This window comes from Microbacterium sp. P26 (assembly GCF_023712585.1).
GTDB lineage: Bacteria > Actinomycetota > Actinomycetes > Actinomycetales > Microbacteriaceae > Microbacterium > Microbacterium algihabitans_A.
Window position 1 is genome coordinate 263,615 of record NZ_JAMAXZ010000002.1, and the last position, 17,343, is coordinate 280,957.

Genomic DNA, 17,343 nt, shown 5'->3' on the forward strand with positions numbered 1-17,343 from the left:
TCGTGATCGGGCAGAGGGCCATTCGAGAGCGCGGCGTCTCGTCGATGGGGCTGGGGGGAGCGAGGTGGTCGCTCTCCTCCGCCCGCGACGACGAGCAGAGCGTGCGCCTCATCCGGCACGCCGTCGCGCAGGGGATCTCGCTGATCGACACCGCTCGGGCCTACACGACCTCGGATCGTTCGGCCCACAATGAGGAGCTCATCGCGCGCGCCCTGCGCGGCCTCGGCTCGGCGCGTGATGACGTCATGGTCGCGACGAAGGGCGGTCACTACCGACGGGGGGCGGACTTCCCGGTCGATGGGTCGCCTGCCGCTCTGCGTCGTGACTGCGCGGCGAGCGCCGCCGCGCTGGGTGTCGAGAGACTCGATCTCTACTTCCTTCACCATCCGGATCCTGCGGTTCCCATCGAGGAGAGCGTCGGAGCTCTGGACGAACTGCGCGCCGAGGGCAGAGTGCGGTACGTGGGGGTCTCGAACGTCACGCCGCTGCTCTATGCGAGAGCATCTGCGGTCGCCAGAGTCGACGCGGTCGAGAACGAGTTCTCCCCGCTGGCGGCGGCAGATCTGAGGTTCGCGGCCTCTCTCGCGCAAGAGGGGGTCGCCTACCTGGCGTACTCGCCGCTTGGCGGGGGACGCCGGAGGACGGCGACCATACCCCGCGACTTCGAGCTGATCGCGGCGGCCAGGGGTGTCTCGACGGAGCAGATCGCGCTGGCCTGGGAGTGGGCGGTCTCGCCGGGGATCATCCCGATCATCGGCGCTGGCCGGACGGCGACCCTCGATGACTGCATCGACGCGGCCGACGTCGTCCTCTCCGAGAGGGAGTTGGCTCAGCTCACCCTCTCCGTCGGATAGCGGGACCTCCACCTCACCGCAGCGGCTGGCGTTACACGTCGGCGATGGGCCTCCATCTGATCGGCTCCGCCGACGACGATCACGCCCACGCGGGGGTGTCGGGGTACACCACGATGCGGCGCAGGCGCTCGAGGTCGGCATCCGTGTACAACCGATAGCCGGCGGCCGAACGCGCGGCCGGACGGGCCAGCCCGATCTCATCCCAGTGGTGCAGGGTCCGCACCGTCAGCCCGAGCTGCGCGGCGGTCTCGCCGACCGGCAGCCCCTCTCGTGTCATGTCGTTCATCATGCCGACAAGGCTGCGCCCTCACGTCGCGTGAGGGTCAAGCCGCCCGTCACGAGAACAGGAGATGTCACGAGAACAGGCCGTTCCGGCGGAAATCGTCCTGTCCCCGTCGCGAAGCCCGTTCTCGTGACGTCGCGGGGACGCCGCTCAGCGGGCGTCGGGCAGCGGCCGCTGGTACACGTCGGGGATGTCGTCGCGATCGGCATCCACCTCTTCGTCCTGCTCGAGCTGCTTGTAGCGGCGGTTGCGCACCAGCAGCACGGCGGAGGCGAGGACGGATGCCAGGAGCGAGGCCGCCATGATCGCGATCTTCGCGTCGTCGGTGTGCGGAGAGCCTTCGGGGAAGCTCAGCTCGGCGATCAGCAGCGACACGGTGAACCCGATGCCGGCGAGCAGTCCGACCCCGGCGAGGTCGATCCACTTCAGCGCCGGGTCGAGGCGCACCTTCGTCACGAGGGTGAGCAGCCGCACGCCGAGCAGGATGCCGATCGGCTTTCCGAACACGAGACCGGCGACCACGCCGATGGTCACGGGGTCGGTGAGTGCACGCACGATGCCCCCGCCCCCTCCGACCGCGACACCCGCGGCGAAGAACGCGAAGATCGGCACCGCGATGCCGCTGGAGAGCGGGCGGAAACGATGCTCGAACTGCTCGGCGAGGTCCATGCCGTGGTGTTCGGGCTGACGCCGCGAGGCAGCGACGGGAATGGTGAAGGCGAGGGCCACACCGGCGATCGTGGCGTGGACGCCCGAGGCGTGCAGGAACGCCCACGCGGCGAAGCCGATCGGCAGCAGCACGACCCATGCGCCCCACGCGTTGCGCGAGAACCACGCCCGCGCCCGGTGGGCGATGACGCCGTAGATCACCACGAGCACCGCGAACACGGCCAGGGGCAGCAGCGAGATGTCGCTGGTGTAGAAGATCGCGATGATCGCGATGGCGATGAGGTCGTCGACGACCGCGAGGGTGAGGAGGAAGATGCGGAGGGGACCGGGCAGGTGCGAGCCGACGAGGGCGAGCACAGCGACGGCGAACGCGATGTCGGTCGCCGTGGGGATCGCCCATCCTGCGAGAAGGCTCGGCTGCGTGTGCACGATCGCGACGTAGAGGAGAGCCGGAACGGCGACGCCCGCGAACGCCGCCGTGACCGGGACGATCGCGGTGCCGAAGCGGCGCAGGCTGCCGCTGACGATCTCGCGCTTCAGCTCGAGGCCCACCATGAAGAAGAACACCGCGAGCAGACCGTCGGCCGCCCACGTTCCCAGGCTCAGGTCGAGGTGCCACGGCTCGTAGCCGATGCGGAAGTCGCGCAGCGCGAAGTAGGCGTCGGACGCGGGGGAGTTCGCCCAGACGATCGCGACGATAGCAGCGACGACCAGCAGCATGCCACCGACGGATTCGCGGCGCAGGAGGGTCGTGACGCGGTGGACTTCGCGGTAGCCCGGCCAGCTCGGCGCGCGGGTGGTTTCGTGGCTCATGAGGCCTCCTGAGGGGTCGATCGACGAAATGTCGACCAGACTTCCCGACGCACCAGAGTCCAGTTTACCGTGCCACGGTGAGCGGTACCGGCCGGTCGCTCGTGGTCAGTCCTCTTCGGCGTTGAAGTGCGACGCGGTGTCGGAGTGGCCCGCAGCGACACCGTCGGGGTTGTTCGGAATGGTGCCGTCGGCGCCGAGCCCGCCCGGCTTCTGCTCGCCCTCCGAGTCGTGCCCGTCGGGTGAGACCTCGACGTCTGCGCCTTCGTACGCGTTCTCGTCGGCGGCGGCCTGCGAGGGGTCGGTGGTTCCGGATGCCATGATCGTGCCTTTCGTCGACGATGACGAGGCGGTGGTCGAGCCTCGCCGGGTGGGCGACGTTACCGAGCGAGCGTTCGACCGCATCCCCTCTTGCGGGGCGATGAACCGTGTGCTCACCGCGCGTCGGCGCGAGTCCCCAGGACCGCATTCGCCGCCACGCGGCATCCCCTCGAGAACACTCGAAGCGCACGAGCGCACATGCTCCGGCAGCTTCGGAACAGGTGCGCTCGTGCGGATCGGGTGACCTCGGCACCGGATGCCGAGACCCCGGCGACTCAGCTCGGGTCGCCGCCCAGCGGGCCCACCGCGGGGATCGGACCGCCGTCATCGGCGCCGGTCTTGCGGGCGCGGGCGATCGCGTTGCCGAGGTGGTAGATGAGCAGCGCCGCGACCGAGCCGAGCACGATGGCGCCGAGCTGGAAGTCGCCCCACTTCATCGTGAATCCGGCGATCGCCAGCACCAGAGCGACGGCACCGGTGTACTGGTTGACCGGGCGCGAGAAGTCGACGCGGTTGTCGACCCAGATCTTGATGCCGATGATGCCGATCAGGCCGTACAGCGCGGTCGTCACGCCACCGAGCACACCCGGCGGGATGGTGTTGAACACCGCACCGACCTTGGGGGAGAGGCTCAGCACGATCGCGGTGAGACCGGCGACCCAGTACACCGCGGTTGAGTACACGCGGGTCGCGGCCATGACGCCGATGTTCTCGCCGTAGGTCGTGGTTCCCGAGCCGCCGAAGGTTCCCGCGAGGGTCGTGGCGACACCGTCGGCGATGAGGGCGCGACCGGTGGAGCGGTTGGCCGTGGCATCCGTCATCGCCGCCACACCCCGCACGTGACCGACGTTCTCGGCCACGAGCACCAGCACGACGGGGAGGAACATCGCGATGACCGACCAGGTCGCGGGCGTGGTGAAGTCGGCGATCTCGAACGTGGGCAGACCCACCCAGGGCGCCTGGGCGACGGCGTCGAAGTCGATGAGCGTCTCACCCGAGACGGCCTGGATGATCACGGTCGCGACGTAGCCCACGATCACGCCGAGGAAGATCGAGATGCGCCCGAGGAAGCCGCGGAACAGCACGCTGAACAGGATCACCGCGACCAGAGTGATCGTGCCCGGCAGGGGCTGCAGCTGGAAGTTCGACCACGCGACCGGGGCGAGGTTGAAGCCGATCAGGGCGACGATCGCGCCCGCGACCACCGGCGGCATGACCTTGTCGACCCAGCCGAGGCCCGCGAACTGCACGATGACGCCGATGACGGCGAGAAGCACACCCACGGCGACGATGCCCGCGAGCGCCGAGCCTGTGCCGGCCATGGTCGTGGCGGCGGTGATCGGCGCGATGAACGCGAACGATGAGCCCAGATAGCTGGGGAGGCGGTTCTTGGTGACGAGCAGGAACAGCAGCGTGCCGATGCCGGAGAACAGCAGCGTGGTCGAGACCGGGAACTTCGTCAGCACCGGCACGAGGAAGGTCGCGCCGAACATCGCGATGACGTGCTGGAGGCCGATCGCGATCGTTGCGCCCCAGTTCAGGCGCTCGCCGGGAGCGACGACGGCCCCGGGCTCGACCGTGCGGCCGTTGCCGTGCAGCTTCCAGCGGAACATGTGTCTCCTTGGGGGATGTGGTCGGTGCGTCCCTTCGACAGGCTCAGGGACCGGGGTGGCGGCTCGGGGGCCGGTCGATGAGCGGTGGCTGAGCCTGTCGAAGCCTCCGCGGAGGTGGGTCAGGCGCCGGTGAGCAGGCCGAGCAGCGTCGCGTAGCGCTCGCGCGTGCGCTCGACGATCTCGTCGGGAAGGGCAGGCGGCTCGCCCTGCTTGTCCCAGTTCTGGGCCAGCCAGTTGCGCACGATCTGCTTGTCGAAGCTCGCCATGCGCTCGGCGGGGGTGGATCCGGTGCGCCACGCCTCGGCGTCCCAGTACCGCGACGAGTCGGAGGTGAGCACCTCGTCGGCGAGGGTCAGCACGCCCGCATCGTCGAAGCCGAACTCGAACTTGGTGTCGGCGAGGATCAGGCCGTGCGCCTCGGCGGTCGCGGCGGCACGACGGTAGATCTCGAGGGAGAGGTCGCGCAGGGCCGCAGCGGTCTCGGCGCCGACGAGCTCGACCGAGCGCTCGAAGGTGATGTTCTCGTCGTGCTCGCCCATCGGCGCCTTGAAGGCGGGCGTGTAGAGAGGTTCGGGCAGCCGGTCGCCGTCGTTCAGGCCTTCGGGCAGACGGATGCCGCACACCGTGCCCTCCGCCTGATACTCGGCCCAGCCCGAGCCGGTGAGGTAGCCGCGCACGACGCACTCGATCGGCTGCATGTCGAGGGAACGGACGAGCATCGCGCGCCCCCGCACGGCATCCGGGATCACCTCGACCGCATCGTCGCCCCGCAGAGCGTGGTCGGCTGCCAGATGGTTCGGGATCGCGCGACCGCCGTCGGCTCCGGCGAGCTGGTCGAACCACCACAGGCTCAGCGTGGTCAGCAGTTCGCCCTTGCCCGGGATGCCGGGGGAGAGCACCTGGTCGAACGCGCTCACGCGGTCGCTCGCCACGACGAGGAGGTGCGCGGGGGTGGCGTTCGCGGCGGTGTCGGCGGGGACGTAGAGGTCGCGCACCTTGCCGGAATAGACATGGCGCCAGCCGGGGATCTCGAGCGGGGGAGCGGTGGTCACCCGCTCATTATCGCGGGTGCGACCCGCCGCCCACGACGGCGCGGAAGGCTGATTCTGTCACAACGCGTTCGGCGACGCCTGCCCCCCGGGCGCCGCGGACCCCTTGGCTACCCTCGGGGGAATGACCGATGACACCCCCGGACCCGCGGTCGCCATCGACCCCCACGCGGGCAGCAGCCACAGAACGATTCGCGGCTGGGTCTTCTGGCCCGCCGCGGGCATCGCGCTCGCCTTCATCGCCTTCGCGCTGTTCTTCCCCACCGCGGCCGAGGCCACGTTCGCCACGGTGCAGACCTTCATCGTCTCGACCTTCAACTGGTACTACGTGCTGATCGCGGCGTTCTTCGTCGTCTTCGCCCTCGCGATGGGTTTCAGCCGCTTCGGCAACATCAAGCTCGGGCAAGACGACGACGAACCCGAGTTCTCGACGATGTCGTGGTTCGCGCTGCTCTTCGCCGCGGGCATGGGCATCGGCCTCGTCTTCTACGGCGTGAGCGAGCCGCTGAGCCACTTCGTCTCCCCTCGTCCCGGTGTCGAGGGCACCCCCGCCGAGATCGCGCAGCAGGCGATGTCGCAGACGTTCCTGCACTGGGGTGTGCACGCGTGGTCGATCTACGTCGTGCTCGGTCTCGCGCTCGCCTACGCCTTCCACCGCCGTCGTCGTCCGCGCACGATCCGCTGGGCCCTCGAGCCGATCCTCGGAGCGCGTCTGGTGCAGGGCGGATGGGGCAACGCGATCGACGTCGCCGCCCTCGTCGGCACGCTCTTCGGCGTCGCGACCTCGCTCGGTCTGGGCGTCATCCAGATCAGCGCCGGACTCGACTTCCTCGGCGTCGTCCCGCCCAGCATCATCAGCCAGGCGATCATCATCGGCATCATCACCGGGTTCGTACTCTTCTCGCTCCTGTCGGGCGTGGGCAAGGGCATGAAGTGGCTGTCGAACATCAACCTCGTGCTCGCCGGGCTCCTCATGCTGTTCCTGCTGTTCGTCGGCCCGACGGAGTTCCTGCTGCGCGACGTGGTGCAGTCGATCGGCAACTACATCCAGAGCTTCGTGGGGCTGTCGTTCACCGTCAGCGCCTACGCGGGCGATGACGGCGTCGCCTGGCAGGGTGCCTGGACGGCGTTCTACTGGGGCTGGTGGATCTCGTGGGCGCCCTTCGTCGGCATCTTCATCGCGCGCATCTCGCGCGGTCGCACCGTGCGCGAGTTCGTGGTCGGCGTGATCCTCGTCCCGACGCTCGTCGGCATCCTGTGGTTCACCGTGCTCGGTGGCACCGCGATCTACGGCGAGCTCACGGGCACGGCGTCGTACACCGGTCCCGACGGGTCGGTCGACGTGTCGACGGCGCTGTTCCAGATGCTCGAGAACGTCCCGGCATCCGGGGTGCTCATCGTCGGCTTCCTCATCCTCATCGCGGTGTTCTTCGTGACCTCCGCCGACTCGGGTGCCCTCGTGATGAGCATGATCGCCACGGGCGGCGAGGAGACGCCGAAGAAGTGGGTGCGCGTCTTCTTCGCCCTCGCCACCGCGGTCATCGCGTTCGCCCTGCTCATCGCGGGCGGCTTGAACGCCCTGCAGACCGCGGCGATCAGCATCGCCCTGCCCTTCAGCATCGTGCTGCTGGCCATCTGCTGGGCCACGGTCGTGGCGTTCCGGCGCGAGATGAAGGCCTACGACAAGGCCGAACGGGCACAGCTGCGCGACTCGATCGGCGAGCACTACGGCCTTGAGGTCGAAGAGCCCAACCAGCGCGGGATCTTCGGCATCCCCGCCCGGTGGCGCCACCGTCGTTCGGTCGCGGCGCAGGCCGAGGCACGCGAAGAGGCCCGAGCAGAGGCGGACAAGGCTCCCGAGGCGGTCTCGAGCGACTCGCCGTCGGCCTGAGTCCTGGCATCCGGAACCCCTTCCCGAACACGCCGCGTCCGCACCGGGCGCGGCGTGTTCTGCGTCGGGCGCAAGCCCTCCATCCCGACGACCACCCGGGCGTTGACTGAGCGCGGCGATGGCGGCGTTTCGATACGCGATGTTCACCCGCACGAATTCGCCTCGGGCGCCGAGAGGGCGTATAGTCCACGTGGACTAGTCGACACGGACCATGAGGAGGACGGGTGCCGGAGCCCAGTCGCCTCACCCCGGTCGCCGTGATGATCCTGGCTACTCTGCGCGAAGGTGACATGCACACCTACGAGCTGGTCCGGCTGCTCAAGGAGCGTCGGGACGACCGCCTCGTGCCCCTGCAGAAGGGCACGATCTACCACACGGTCGCGCGTCTCGAGAGAGACGGCCTGCTGGCCGAAGTCGGCGTCGACCGTGACGGCAATCGTCCCGAGCGCACCACCTACACGATTCGGGATGCCGGCCATCGGGCCGTCGAAGAATGGGTGCGCGCCGAGCTGCCCCAGATCGACCGGGCGAGCGACTTCCGCGTCGCGCTATCGGAGGCCCACAATCTCGACCGCGCCGAGGTGATCGACCTGCTGGACGCCCGCCGCGCCCTGCTCCTCGCCTCGCTCGACGAGCACCGCGCCGGGCTGGCCGAGTCGGTCGCGCGCGAGACCCCCGAACAATTCCTCGTCGAGCTGCAGCGGCAGTCCGCTCTGCTCGACGCCGAACTCGCGTGGCAGGACTCCCTGCGTGCGCGCCTCGCCGATCGCTCCCTCGCCTGGGGCATCGCCGAAATCCCCGAACACATCAAGAAGAAGCATCGCGTCTCAAAGGAGACCACCCCATGACCGACTCCCGCGCCGCCTCCGCGGCCTCCACCCGCACCGGGTCGCACAAGACCACCGAACGCAGCCCCTGGCCGGCCCTCTGGGCCCTGGTCATCGGGTTCTTCATGATCCTGGTCGACACCACGATCGTCTCGGTGGCGAACCCCGCCATCAAGGCGGCGCTCGACCCCAACACGAACAACCTCGACAACGTCGTGTGGGTCACCAGCGCCTACCTGCTCACCTACGCGGTCCCCCTGCTGATCACCGGACGCCTCGGCGACCGGTTCGGCCCGAAGAACATCTACCTGGTCGGCCTCGCGATCTTCACGATCGCCTCCCTCGCGTGCGGTCTCGCGCCCTCGCTCGAGATGCTCATCGTCGCCCGCGCCGTGCAGGGCCTCGGCGCCGCGCTCATGACGCCGCAGACCATGGCCGTCATCACCCGCACCTTCCCGCCGCAGAACCGTGGTGCGGCGATGGGCCTGTGGGGTGCCACCGCCGGTGTCGCGACCCTCGTCGGCCCGCTCGCGGGCGGCCTGCTCGTCGACGGCCTCGGGTGGGAGTGGATTTTCTTCATCAACATCCCCGTCGGCATCATCGGCTTCGTCGCGGCGGTGATCCTCGTGCCGCAGCTGCCGAAGACCGCCCACAAGTTCGACATCCTCGGGGTGATCCTGAGCGCCGTCGGCCTCTTCCTCATCGTCTTCGGTCTGCAGGAGGGCGAGCACTACTCCTGGGCGACGTGGATCTGGGTCATGGTCGCCGCCGGCGTCGTCGTGATGGGCGTGTTCATCTGGACGCAGGCGCGCAGCAAGGGCGAGCCCCTCGTGCCCCTCGACCTGTTCCGCGAGCGCAACTTCTCGGTCGCCAACCTCGCGATCGCAACGGTCGGCTTCACCGTCACGAGCATGGCCCTGCCGCAGATGTTCTACCTGCAGCTCGCGCGGGGCCTCACCCCCACCGAGTCGGCGCTGCTGCTCATCCCGCTCGCGATCCTCTCGGGGGTGCTGGCACCCTTCGCGGGCAAGCTCCTCGACCGCACCGACCCGCGCTTCCTGCTCGTGCCCGGCCTGTTGCTGGTGGGCGGATCGCTCGGCCTCTACCTCGCGCTGATCCTCAATGACGCGCCGATCTGGGCGTTCCTCATCCCCTCGGCCCTCATGGGCGTCGGCAACGCCGGCATGTGGGGCCCGCTCGCCACCACCGCGACGCGCAACCTGCCGCCGCGTCAGGCGGGCGCGGGCGCCGGCATCTACAACACCACCCGCACCGTCGGATCGGTGATCGGCTCGGCATCCATCGCCGCGTTCATGCAGGCGCGCCTCGAAGCGAACCTGCCCGGTGCCGCCGACGCGTCGGCGAGCTTCGGCTCGGGTGCGCTGCCGCCGCAGGTGGTCGCGGGCTTCTCGACCGCCATGGGCCAGTCGCTGATCCTGCCGATCTGCGTCATCGCCGTCGGTCTCGTCGCGGTGCTCTTCATGAAGCGCCCCTCGGTGATCCGTCCGCACGGCGCCCCGCGCGATGCGGCACCCGCGCAGCAGGCGGCCCAGGCCGCGCCGGCGGCCGCGGGGGAGTAACCGCTCCACAGCGACGCCGTCGTCCCCGGGTGCGGGGGCGGCGGCGTTTCTGCTTTCCCGGTTCGCGCGAACTCCCGCCGAACACGGACTGGTCAGGACTCGCCCGGGCGGCGGCGCGAACGCATCATGCGCCGCTCCATCAGGCCCGTACCTTCATCGAACTGAGGTTCGCCAAACGCGGCAAAGCCGTGGCGCTCATAGAAGCGCCGGGCGCGCTCGTTCACCTCAAAAACCAGTAGATGCGCGTCCTCCACGCCGATCGCCTCGTGCAGGAGGTGAGCCGCAAGTCCTGTTCCGTGGACCTCGGAGTGCAGGTAGAACGTGCACAGCTCTGTCGGAGGGAGCCCGTTGAGCGGGGGAGCCCCCCGCGATGTACTGGCTACTCCCACCGTCCGGCCGCGGATCCGCGCGATAGTCACTTCGCGCTCGCCGGTCGAAATTCGATCCGTCCACCGAGACGTGCGGTCGATCGAGGTCGCCGCGAGCAGTGGTTCCGCGATCACGCCGCTGTACGTCTGGCCCCACACCATCGTTTGGAACGCAGCGACGGCAGGGGCGTCGAACACAGTGGCACGCGCGAGACGAAACGACACGGGCATGCTCACGCGGCCCGCCGCTCGCAGGCGATCGCGCCGACGGGGCGCTCGCCGCGGGTCGAGCGCGTGTGCGTCTCGGTCACGTCGAAACCGGCGGCGTCGAGGCGGTCGGCGAGAGCCTCGACCGGCCAGCGCCACGCGGGGGCGACGGCGTGAGCGAACGGCTCGAGAGTCGCGCCGACGAAGAAGCCGAGCAACAGCGTGCCGCCCGGCCGCAGCACCCGCGCGAACTCGCGCAGCGGGGTGCCGATGTCGGCCGGCGCGTGGTGGATGGTCGAGAACCACGACACGACGCCGGCCAGGGTGGCATCCGGAATCTCGAGGGCGTCGATGCTGCCCAGATCGAACCGGATGCCGGGATGCGCCGCCCGTGCGTGCGCGACGAACCGCGGCGCGAGGTCGACGCCCCGTACGTCGAGGCCGCGTCCGGCGAGGTGCGCGGTCCAGTGTCCCGGACCGCAGCCGGCGTCGAGAACCGGTCCCTCCACCGCCCCGGCCCATGTGTCGACGATGCGGCGGTCGACGGGGTGCACGATGTCCATCGTTCCCAGGGCGGCGATGTACTCGTCGGCCCGAGCCTCGTACGCGGTCGAACTCATCGCTCGAGGCTACGGCGTGATCTCGTCGACGAAGCCGCGGGCCTCGGCGATCAGCGCGGTCCATCGGTCGGATCCGGCCTCGATCGGCACCTCGGCCCATTCGCGCATCGGCCGGTTCCGCATGACCATCGGCCGGGCGTCGCCCGCGGCGGTGAGGTCGCCGACGCGCTCCTCGGACAGCTTCACCACCAGGGAGCCCTTGTGCACGACGAAGGCGTAGACCTTCGTGCGGATGCGGAGTCCTTCGGTGCCGAACATCCGCCCGATGTCGACGCCGGGCAGCGCGCATTCGCGCTCGGCGATCGGGTCGAAGATCGCACGGCCGCGCTCCATTGCTTCCCTTTCGACCATGCGCGACACGTTAGCGGCGCACGTGCCGACGATGCACGCAGCGTCGATGAACCTGGCAATTGGTCGCCAATAGATCCGAAAAACCCTATGAACCAGCTGAGTGCAACATACTTCGAGAACCGGAGATCATGCGTCGTCGACGTTCGCTTATGCCTCTTCGTCATCAGACAGGGGCCACTATGGCCACGTCCCGCAACATCCGCCCTCTCACCCTGGCCGTCACCGGCGTCGGCCTCGCTGCACTCCTGGGGGCCGGGTTGATCTCCCAGGCCTCCGCCGCCACCGTCGCCGACGGGCCCATCGACCTCGGCACGGCGATCGACTACGGCGTCTTGGGCGCCAGCGCGGTCACCAACACCGGTCCCACGGTCGTCAACGGCGACCTCGGCATCGCTCCCGGCACATCGATCACCGGCTTCGGTGGTCTGCCCAACGGCGTCGTCAACGGAACGGTGCACCAGACCGACGCCGTCGCTGTGCAAGCGCAGCGCGACGCGCTGACGGCATACGGCACCGCGGCGTCGCTCACACCGACCCGCACCGGGCTCGCCGAGCTCGACACCCTGTCGCTGTCTCCGGGCGTCTACTCGGGCGGGGCGCTCTCGCTGGCCGACACCGGCACCCTGACACTCACGGGTGGCGAGGACTCGGTCTGGGTCTTCCAAGCCGAATCCACTCTGATCATCGGATCGTCGAGCCGCATCGCCATCACCGGCGGAGCGACGGCGTGCAACGTGTTCTGGCAGGTGGGCAGCTCGGCCACCCTCGGAACCGCGGCCGATTTCCAGGGCACCGTCGTCGCCGACCAGTCGGTCACCGTGACCACCGCGGCTCAGGTCGAGGGGCGAGTCATCGCGCTGAACGGGGCTGTGACGCTCGACACCAACACGATCTCCGCAGCCGAAGACTGCCCTCCGCCCGGAACGCCGTCCGGGCCGAGCCCGTCGCCGTCCGAGCCGGGCGCGAGCCCGTCGCCGTCGCCGTCGAGCCCGGGTGCGAGCCCTTCGCCGTCGCCGTCGAGCCCGGGTGCGAGCCCGTCGCCTTCTAACCCGGGTGCTGGCCCGTCGCCTTCGCCGTCTAACCCGGGTGCTGGTCCGTCGCCGTCGCCGTCCAGCCCGGGTGCTGGCCCGTCGCCTTCTAACCCGGGTGCTGGCCCGTCGCCTTCGCCGTCTAACCCGGGTGCTGGTCCGTCGCCGTCGCCGTCCAGCCCGGGTGCGAGCCCGTCGCCGTCTAACCCTGGTGCTGGTCCGTCCCCGTCCCCGTCCAACCCGGGTGCGAGCCCCTCACCGTCGCCGTCCAGCCCGGGTGCGAGCCCGTCTCCGTCACCGTCGAGCCCTGGTGCGAGCCCGTCTCCGTCACCGTCGAGCCCTGGTGCGAGCCCCTCGCCGTCACCGTCTCAGCCCGGCGTGAGCCCCTCGGCATCGCCGTCGGTGCCTCCCACCTGGTCGCAGCCGAACACCCCGAGCAGCCCGAGCGGACTCGCCGTGACCGGTACCGATGCCACCGTCGCGCTGGTGCTCGCTGTCGGTCTTCTCGTGGCCGGCCTGACCACCGTGTTCATCGTCCGTCGCCGAGCGCGTCGCTCCTGAGCCTCTGAACCGAGACCCCCGGCCCCTGCGGTCGGGGGTCTTCGTCGTGCCGGCGGTCGACCGCTCCTCAGGGGCGGCCGTGGCCCCGGGGGCCGCGATGCGAGTCCCCCGGCGGGGGCGCTCAGGCCTGGGCGACCCGCGCGGCGATGTCGGTGCGGAACTGCCCGCCCTCGAGGCCGATGCGCTCGAGCCCCGAGTATGCCGCCTCACGCGCCTCGGCGAAGGTCGTGCCGGTCGCGACCACGCTCAGCACTCGCCCCCCGGTGGCAACGAGCTCACCGTCGCGCAAGGCCGTGGCCGCGTGAGCGACGTGCACCCCGTCGACCTCTTCGGCCGCGTCGAGTCCCGTCAGCACTCGGCCCGTCAGCGGAGCCTCGGGGTACCCCTCGCTCGCCAGCACGACCGTCACGGCGGTCGCTTCGGCGAAGGCGGGGCGCGGCTGGTCCTCGAGCGTGCCCGAAGCCGCCGCCAGCAGAAGGCGGGACAGCGGGTCGATCAGACGCGGCAGCACGACCTGCGTCTCGGGGTCGCCGAAACGGGCGTTGAACTCGATGACCTTCACGCCCTGCTCGGTCAGGATGAGCCCGGCGTAGAGGAGCCCGATGAAGGGCGTGCCCTCGGCATCCATCTGCCGGATCACGGGCTCGGCGATCTCGCGCGTCACGAGGGCGACGAACTCGTCTTCGCCGCCGAAGCGCTCGTCGAGCCACGGCAGCGGAGAGTACGCGCCCATGCCACCGGTGTTGGGCCCTTCGTCGCCGTCGCGGAGGCGCTTGAAGTCCTGCGCGGGGCTGAGCGGGGCCACGTGGTCGCCGTCGCTGAGGAAGAAGAGCGAGACCTCGGGGCCCGAGAGGAACTCCTCGATCAGCACGGCGCCGCTCGACAGGTAGCTCTCGGCGTGGGCCAGGGCGGCGGCGCGGTCGGAGGTCACGATGACGCCCTTGCCCGCGGCCAGCCCGTCTGCCTTGACGACGTAGGGGGCGCCGAACCGGTCGAGGGCGGCTTCGACGGTGGCGCTGTCGTGCGCGCGTACGGCTCCTCCGGTGGGCACGCCCGCGGCATCCATGATCCGCTTCGCGTACGTCTTCGAGCCCTCGAGCTGGGCGGCGGCCTTGCCCGGGCCGAACACGGGAATGCCGTGCGCGCGCAGCGGGTCGGCGACGCCTGCGACGAGAGGCGCCTCGGGGCCGACCACGACGAGGTCGATCGCCTCGCTCTTGGCGAACTCGAGCACGGCCGTCGGGTTCATCGGGTCGAGGTCGACCAGGTGAGCCTCGCGGGCGATCCCGGCGTTGCCGGGGGCGGCGAAGATGGCGTGCGAGGCCTCCTCCGAACGCAGGGCGAGGATGATGGCGTGCTCGCGCGCGCCCGAACCGAGGACCAGGATTCTCACGCGGTCAGCCTATCGAGCGCGGGGTGGCGGCTCCGCCGCGGGCGCAATGCAGGACGCGCGGCCGTCCGGCCGCTCGATCGAGCCCGCCTGGCTCCGCGGGTGCAAATCTTCTCCTGCGTTGTGTCGCGGTGGGCCCCGAGGAGGGCGCCCCGGACAGGACGCAGGAGATCCAGCGACAGAGCGCGCCGGAGCGGCGGTTCTGCGGTGTCCGCGCGCCGATCTCCTGCGTTGTGCCGCCCCACGCCGCCCGGCGCCCCCGCCACCGACCTGCGGGTACCGTGGATGCCATGCCTCCCCGCCGCATCGAGACCGGAGACGGTCGCGCAGCGCTCGCCGCGGTCGCCGCCGGAGACGCCCTGCGCCCCGCGACCGCCACGGCCGTGCGCTACCTGCTGCAGCTGCTCGTCGAGAAGGCCCCGGGCAACTCGGTCGAGATGCGCGTGCCGCCCTTCGGCGCGGTGCAGGTGATCGAGGGCCCCCGGCACACGCGCGGAACTCCGCCCAACGTGGTCGAGACCGATGCCGCGACGTGGATCGCCGTCGCGACGGGGCAAGAGCATTGGGCGGATGCCGTGACCGCCGGCCGCATCGTCGCCTCGGGCGTGCGCGCCGACATCAGCGCGCTGCTGCCGCTGCGGCCGTAGCCCGGGTCGCGGCATCCGCGGCTCTCCGCCCTCCAGAACCCACGACCCGCTGCGCGCCCGGCGGTGGGACAATGGGCCTATGGCCGAGCAGCCCGCCCCCGAACGACCGGTGTACGTCCGCGACGACATCGAGACCGTGACCGTCCGCCGCGCGCCGAAGTACGGCGTCTTCCTGGCCGCGGGTGCCTTCCTCGGCATCCTGGCCGCCCTCATCCTCACGTTCGCGATCGACGGCTCCAACCTCAGCCCCTACACGCAGGTCGTGTACTCCGAGCTGCAGGTCTTCGGCTTCACCGCGCTGATCTGCGTCGTCGTCGGCGTCGTGCTCGCCGCGATCGTCGCCCTCATCTTCGAGCGCACGCTCGGCGGCCGCACCCGCCAGGTGATGGTCGACCACGAGCAGTACGAGGTCTGACCCGCATCACGCCAGTTCGGCGATGATCGGGTGGATCGCCGTGTCGAATGCGGCGACGTCGCCGCGCAGGCCGTCGGTCACCGCGACCGTGAGCGAGCCGATCCACCACACACCCCGCTGGGCGAGCGGGAGCACCTGCACGTTGAGTTCGAACGAGTGCGCGCGTCGCCCCACGATCCGCTCGTGCGCGGCGATCGCGCTCGCGTAGGCGCGGTACGACACCCCCGGTCGTGCCGCCGCCTCGCGGGAGTAGCGGTCGTGCGACAGGCGCGCGAACTCGACGGCGTCGTCGGCGTGGTCGTCGATCGCCGCCCGCAGTGCCTCGGCTCGCCCCTCGGGGAGGGTCACGAGAGTGTCGAAGCCGTCGATGAGCTCGAGGGGGACGGGGGAGGGGTGCGCCTGCGGTTCGACGGTCATGGCCCAGTACCCCCGCCACTCGCGTTCGAGCCGGGCCTGCGCGTCGTCCGACCTCGACACCGTGAGGGGAGTGGGCACGCGGCGCAGCGCCGGGAGCTCCTCGGGGGCCCGGATGCCGATGACCTGGCGTAGATAGAGCGCGACGAGCACCGATTGCGCCGCGTCTTCGCGGATCACCCACTCCGGCTGCCCGCCCGTCATGGCGTCATTGTAGAGATCCCTACCGCGTCGTCGACCGGGCCTTGCGCGCGGGCGCGGACACCCGCGCGTGTCGAGCGCGGGTAGTCTGTTGCGGTGGCTTCCGCTCCCCACGAAAACCCATACTCCGCCGCAGGCGTCGATACCGCCGCCGGAGATCTCGCCGTCGAACTGATGAAGTCGGCCGTGCGCCGCACGCACGGGCCCGAGGTGCTCGGCGGGGTCGGCGGATTCGCCGGTCTCTTCGACGCCTCCGCGCTCCGCGACTACGCGCGGCCCCTGCTCGCGACCAGCACCGACGGCGTCGGCACCAAGGTCGCGATCGCGCAGGCCATCGACAAGCACGACACGATCGGCGAAGACCTCGTCGGCATGGTCGTCGACGACATCGTCGTGGTCGGTGCCCGTCCGCTGTTCATGACCGACTACATCGCGTGCGGCAAGGTCGTGCCCCCGCGCATCGCCGACATCGTCGCGGGCATCGCGCGCGGCTGCGCGATGACCGGCACCGCACTGGTCGGCGGCGAGACCGCCGAGCACCCCGGCCTGCTGGGCATCGACGACTACGACGTCGCGGGGGCCGCGACCGGCGTGGTCGAGGCCGACCGCATCCTCGGCGCCGACCGCGTGCGCAGCGGCGACGTCGTGCTGGCGCTGGCCTCCAGCGGCCTGCACTCCAACGGCTACTCGCTCGTGCGCCACATCATCACCGGCGCGGGCATCGCATACGGCTCGGCCTCGGCCGAGCTCGGGGACACCTGGGGCGAGGCGCTCCTCGAGCCCACGCGCCTGTACACCTCGCCGCTGCTGCGCCTGCTCGACGACGGTGCGGTGGGTTCCGGCATCCACTCCCTCAGCCACGTCACGGGCGGCGGCATCGCCGCCAACCTCGCGCGCGTGCTCCCGCAGGACAGCTGGGTCGACGTCGATCGCTCGACGTGGAGCCCGTCTCCGGTGTTCCGCGTGCTCGCCGACATGGGCGGCCTCGACCTCACGGCCACCGAGGGCACCTGGAATCTCGGTATCGGCTTCCTCGCGGTCGTGGCCCCCGAGGTGGCCGACGCCGCGATCGCGGCGCTGCAGGCCGAGGGCATCGCCACGTGGCAGGTCGGCGTCGTGCGCGACGGCGCCCGCCCCGAGGGCGAGTACGAACAGGGCGCCAAGGGCGTCGACGGAGGCGCCGTGCGCCTGGTCGGAACGTATGCGGATGCCGGCACGCCGGCGAACGGAGCCAGCTAACACCT

17 protein-coding genes and 1 pseudogene are annotated in these 17,343 nt (G+C 70.5%); 8 read left to right on the top strand and 10 right to left on the bottom strand.

Annotated elements, in window-relative coordinates; all coding sequences use genetic code 11:
• Window positions 1-44: 44 nt before the first annotated feature.
• Window positions 45-854, top strand: coding sequence for an aldo/keto reductase (locus M3667_RS04885; RefSeq protein WP_251506506.1), 810 nt, complete (start codon window positions 45-47; stop codon window positions 852-854).
• 103 nt (window positions 855-957) lie between these two features.
• Here M3667_RS04885 and M3667_RS04890 read toward each other — a convergent pair.
• The 5 genes and pseudogenes from M3667_RS04890 to M3667_RS04910 all read right to left on the bottom strand — a co-directional run.
• A pseudogene (locus M3667_RS04890) lies at window positions 958-1,131 on the bottom strand (MerR family transcriptional regulator); the annotation flags it as partial.
• A 156-nt stretch (window positions 1,132-1,287) separates the two neighbouring features.
• Window positions 1,288-2,619 (bottom strand): Na+/H+ antiporter NhaA, encoded by a 1,332-nt coding sequence (gene nhaA / locus M3667_RS04895; protein ID WP_251505747.1) that lies wholly within the window; start codon window positions 2,617-2,619, stop codon window positions 1,288-1,290.
• A 105-nt stretch (window positions 2,620-2,724) separates the two neighbouring features.
• A complete protein-coding gene (locus M3667_RS04900) occupies window positions 2,725-2,937 on the bottom strand; it encodes a hypothetical protein (RefSeq protein ID WP_251505750.1) in 213 nt (70 codons plus the stop codon).
• 275 nt (window positions 2,938-3,212) lie between these two features.
• A complete protein-coding gene (locus M3667_RS04905) occupies window positions 3,213-4,550 on the bottom strand; it encodes a uracil-xanthine permease family protein (protein WP_251505752.1) in 1,338 nt (445 codons plus the stop codon).
• Between the two features lie 119 nt (window positions 4,551-4,669).
• Window positions 4,670-5,602: a phosphoribosylaminoimidazolesuccinocarboxamide synthase gene (locus M3667_RS04910; RefSeq protein ID WP_251505755.1), complete on the bottom strand. Its 933-nt coding sequence runs from the start codon at window positions 5,600-5,602 to the stop codon at window positions 4,670-4,672.
• Window positions 5,603-5,723: 121 nt separating this feature from the next.
• Here M3667_RS04910 and M3667_RS04915 point away from each other — a divergent pair, with 121 nt between their 5' ends.
• The 3 genes from M3667_RS04915 to M3667_RS04925 all read left to right on the top strand — a co-directional run bounded on the left by M3667_RS04915 (window position 5,724) and on the right by M3667_RS04925 (window position 9,897).
• A complete protein-coding gene (locus M3667_RS04915; protein WP_251505758.1) occupies window positions 5,724-7,490 on the top strand; it encodes a BCCT family transporter in 1,767 nt (588 codons plus the stop codon).
• Between the two features lie 224 nt (window positions 7,491-7,714).
• Window positions 7,715-8,338 (top strand): helix-turn-helix transcriptional regulator, encoded by a 624-nt coding sequence (locus M3667_RS04920; protein ID WP_251505761.1) that lies wholly within the window; start codon window positions 7,715-7,717, stop codon window positions 8,336-8,338.
• Window positions 8,335-9,897 carry an MFS transporter gene (locus M3667_RS04925; protein WP_251505764.1) on the top strand — a complete coding sequence of 521 codons (1,563 nt, stop codon included), beginning with the start codon at window positions 8,335-8,337 and terminating at the stop codon, window positions 9,895-9,897. The genes M3667_RS04920 and M3667_RS04925 overlap by 4 nt, the downstream gene beginning before the upstream one ends.
• A 92-nt stretch (window positions 9,898-9,989) precedes the next feature.
• Here the strand turns inward: M3667_RS04925 and M3667_RS04930 are convergent, their stop codons facing one another.
• Genes M3667_RS04930 through M3667_RS04940 form a run of 3 tightly spaced genes read right to left on the bottom strand, consistent with a single transcriptional unit; the run spans window position 9,990 to window position 11,443 of the window.
• The gene (locus tag M3667_RS04930) at window positions 9,990-10,496 is read right to left on the bottom strand and encodes a GNAT family N-acetyltransferase (RefSeq protein WP_251506509.1); all 507 of its coding nucleotides are present in this window, start codon (window positions 10,494-10,496) and stop codon (window positions 9,990-9,992) included.
• Between the two features lie 2 nt (window positions 10,497-10,498).
• Window positions 10,499-11,092, bottom strand: a complete 594-nt coding sequence (locus M3667_RS04935; protein WP_251505767.1) for a class I SAM-dependent methyltransferase — start codon at window positions 11,090-11,092, stop codon at window positions 10,499-10,501.
• 9 nt (window positions 11,093-11,101) lie between these two features.
• The gene (locus tag M3667_RS04940; protein WP_251505770.1) at window positions 11,102-11,443 is read right to left on the bottom strand and encodes a TfoX/Sxy family protein; all 342 of its coding nucleotides are present in this window, start codon (window positions 11,441-11,443) and stop codon (window positions 11,102-11,104) included.
• A gap of 179 nt (window positions 11,444-11,622) precedes the next feature.
• On the opposite strand from M3667_RS04940, the gene M3667_RS04945 reads away from it, so the two are divergent.
• Entirely contained in the window at window positions 11,623-13,032 is a 1,410-nt protein-coding gene (locus M3667_RS04945; RefSeq protein ID WP_251505773.1) for an ice-binding family protein, read from the top strand.
• A 121-nt stretch (window positions 13,033-13,153) separates the two neighbouring features.
• Here the strand turns inward: M3667_RS04945 and purD are convergent, their stop codons facing one another.
• Window positions 13,154-14,425: a phosphoribosylamine--glycine ligase gene (gene purD, locus M3667_RS04950; protein WP_251505776.1), complete on the bottom strand. Its 1,272-nt coding sequence runs from the start codon at window positions 14,423-14,425 to the stop codon at window positions 13,154-13,156.
• A gap of 287 nt (window positions 14,426-14,712) precedes the next feature.
• Here purD and M3667_RS04955 point away from each other — a divergent pair, with 287 nt between their 5' ends.
• Together M3667_RS04955 and M3667_RS04960 are read left to right on the top strand one after the other, a co-directional pair.
• Window positions 14,713-15,069 (top strand): sterol carrier family protein, encoded by a 357-nt coding sequence (locus M3667_RS04955; RefSeq protein WP_251505779.1) that lies wholly within the window; start codon window positions 14,713-14,715, stop codon window positions 15,067-15,069.
• A 79-nt stretch (window positions 15,070-15,148) separates the two neighbouring features.
• A complete protein-coding gene (locus tag M3667_RS04960; protein WP_144830260.1) occupies window positions 15,149-15,484 on the top strand; it encodes a potassium transporter Trk in 336 nt (111 codons plus the stop codon).
• A gap of 6 nt (window positions 15,485-15,490) precedes the next feature.
• Here the strand turns inward: M3667_RS04960 and M3667_RS04965 are convergent, their stop codons facing one another.
• Window positions 15,491-16,102 (bottom strand): zinc-binding alcohol dehydrogenase, encoded by a 612-nt coding sequence (locus M3667_RS04965; protein WP_251505783.1) that lies wholly within the window; start codon window positions 16,100-16,102, stop codon window positions 15,491-15,493.
• A gap of 93 nt (window positions 16,103-16,195) precedes the next feature.
• Here M3667_RS04965 and purM point away from each other — a divergent pair, with 93 nt between their 5' ends.
• Window positions 16,196-17,338 carry a phosphoribosylformylglycinamidine cyclo-ligase gene (purM, locus tag M3667_RS04970; protein WP_251505785.1) on the top strand — a complete coding sequence of 381 codons (1,143 nt, stop codon included), beginning with the start codon at window positions 16,196-16,198 and terminating at the stop codon, window positions 17,336-17,338.
• Window positions 17,339-17,343 lie beyond the last annotated feature (5 nt).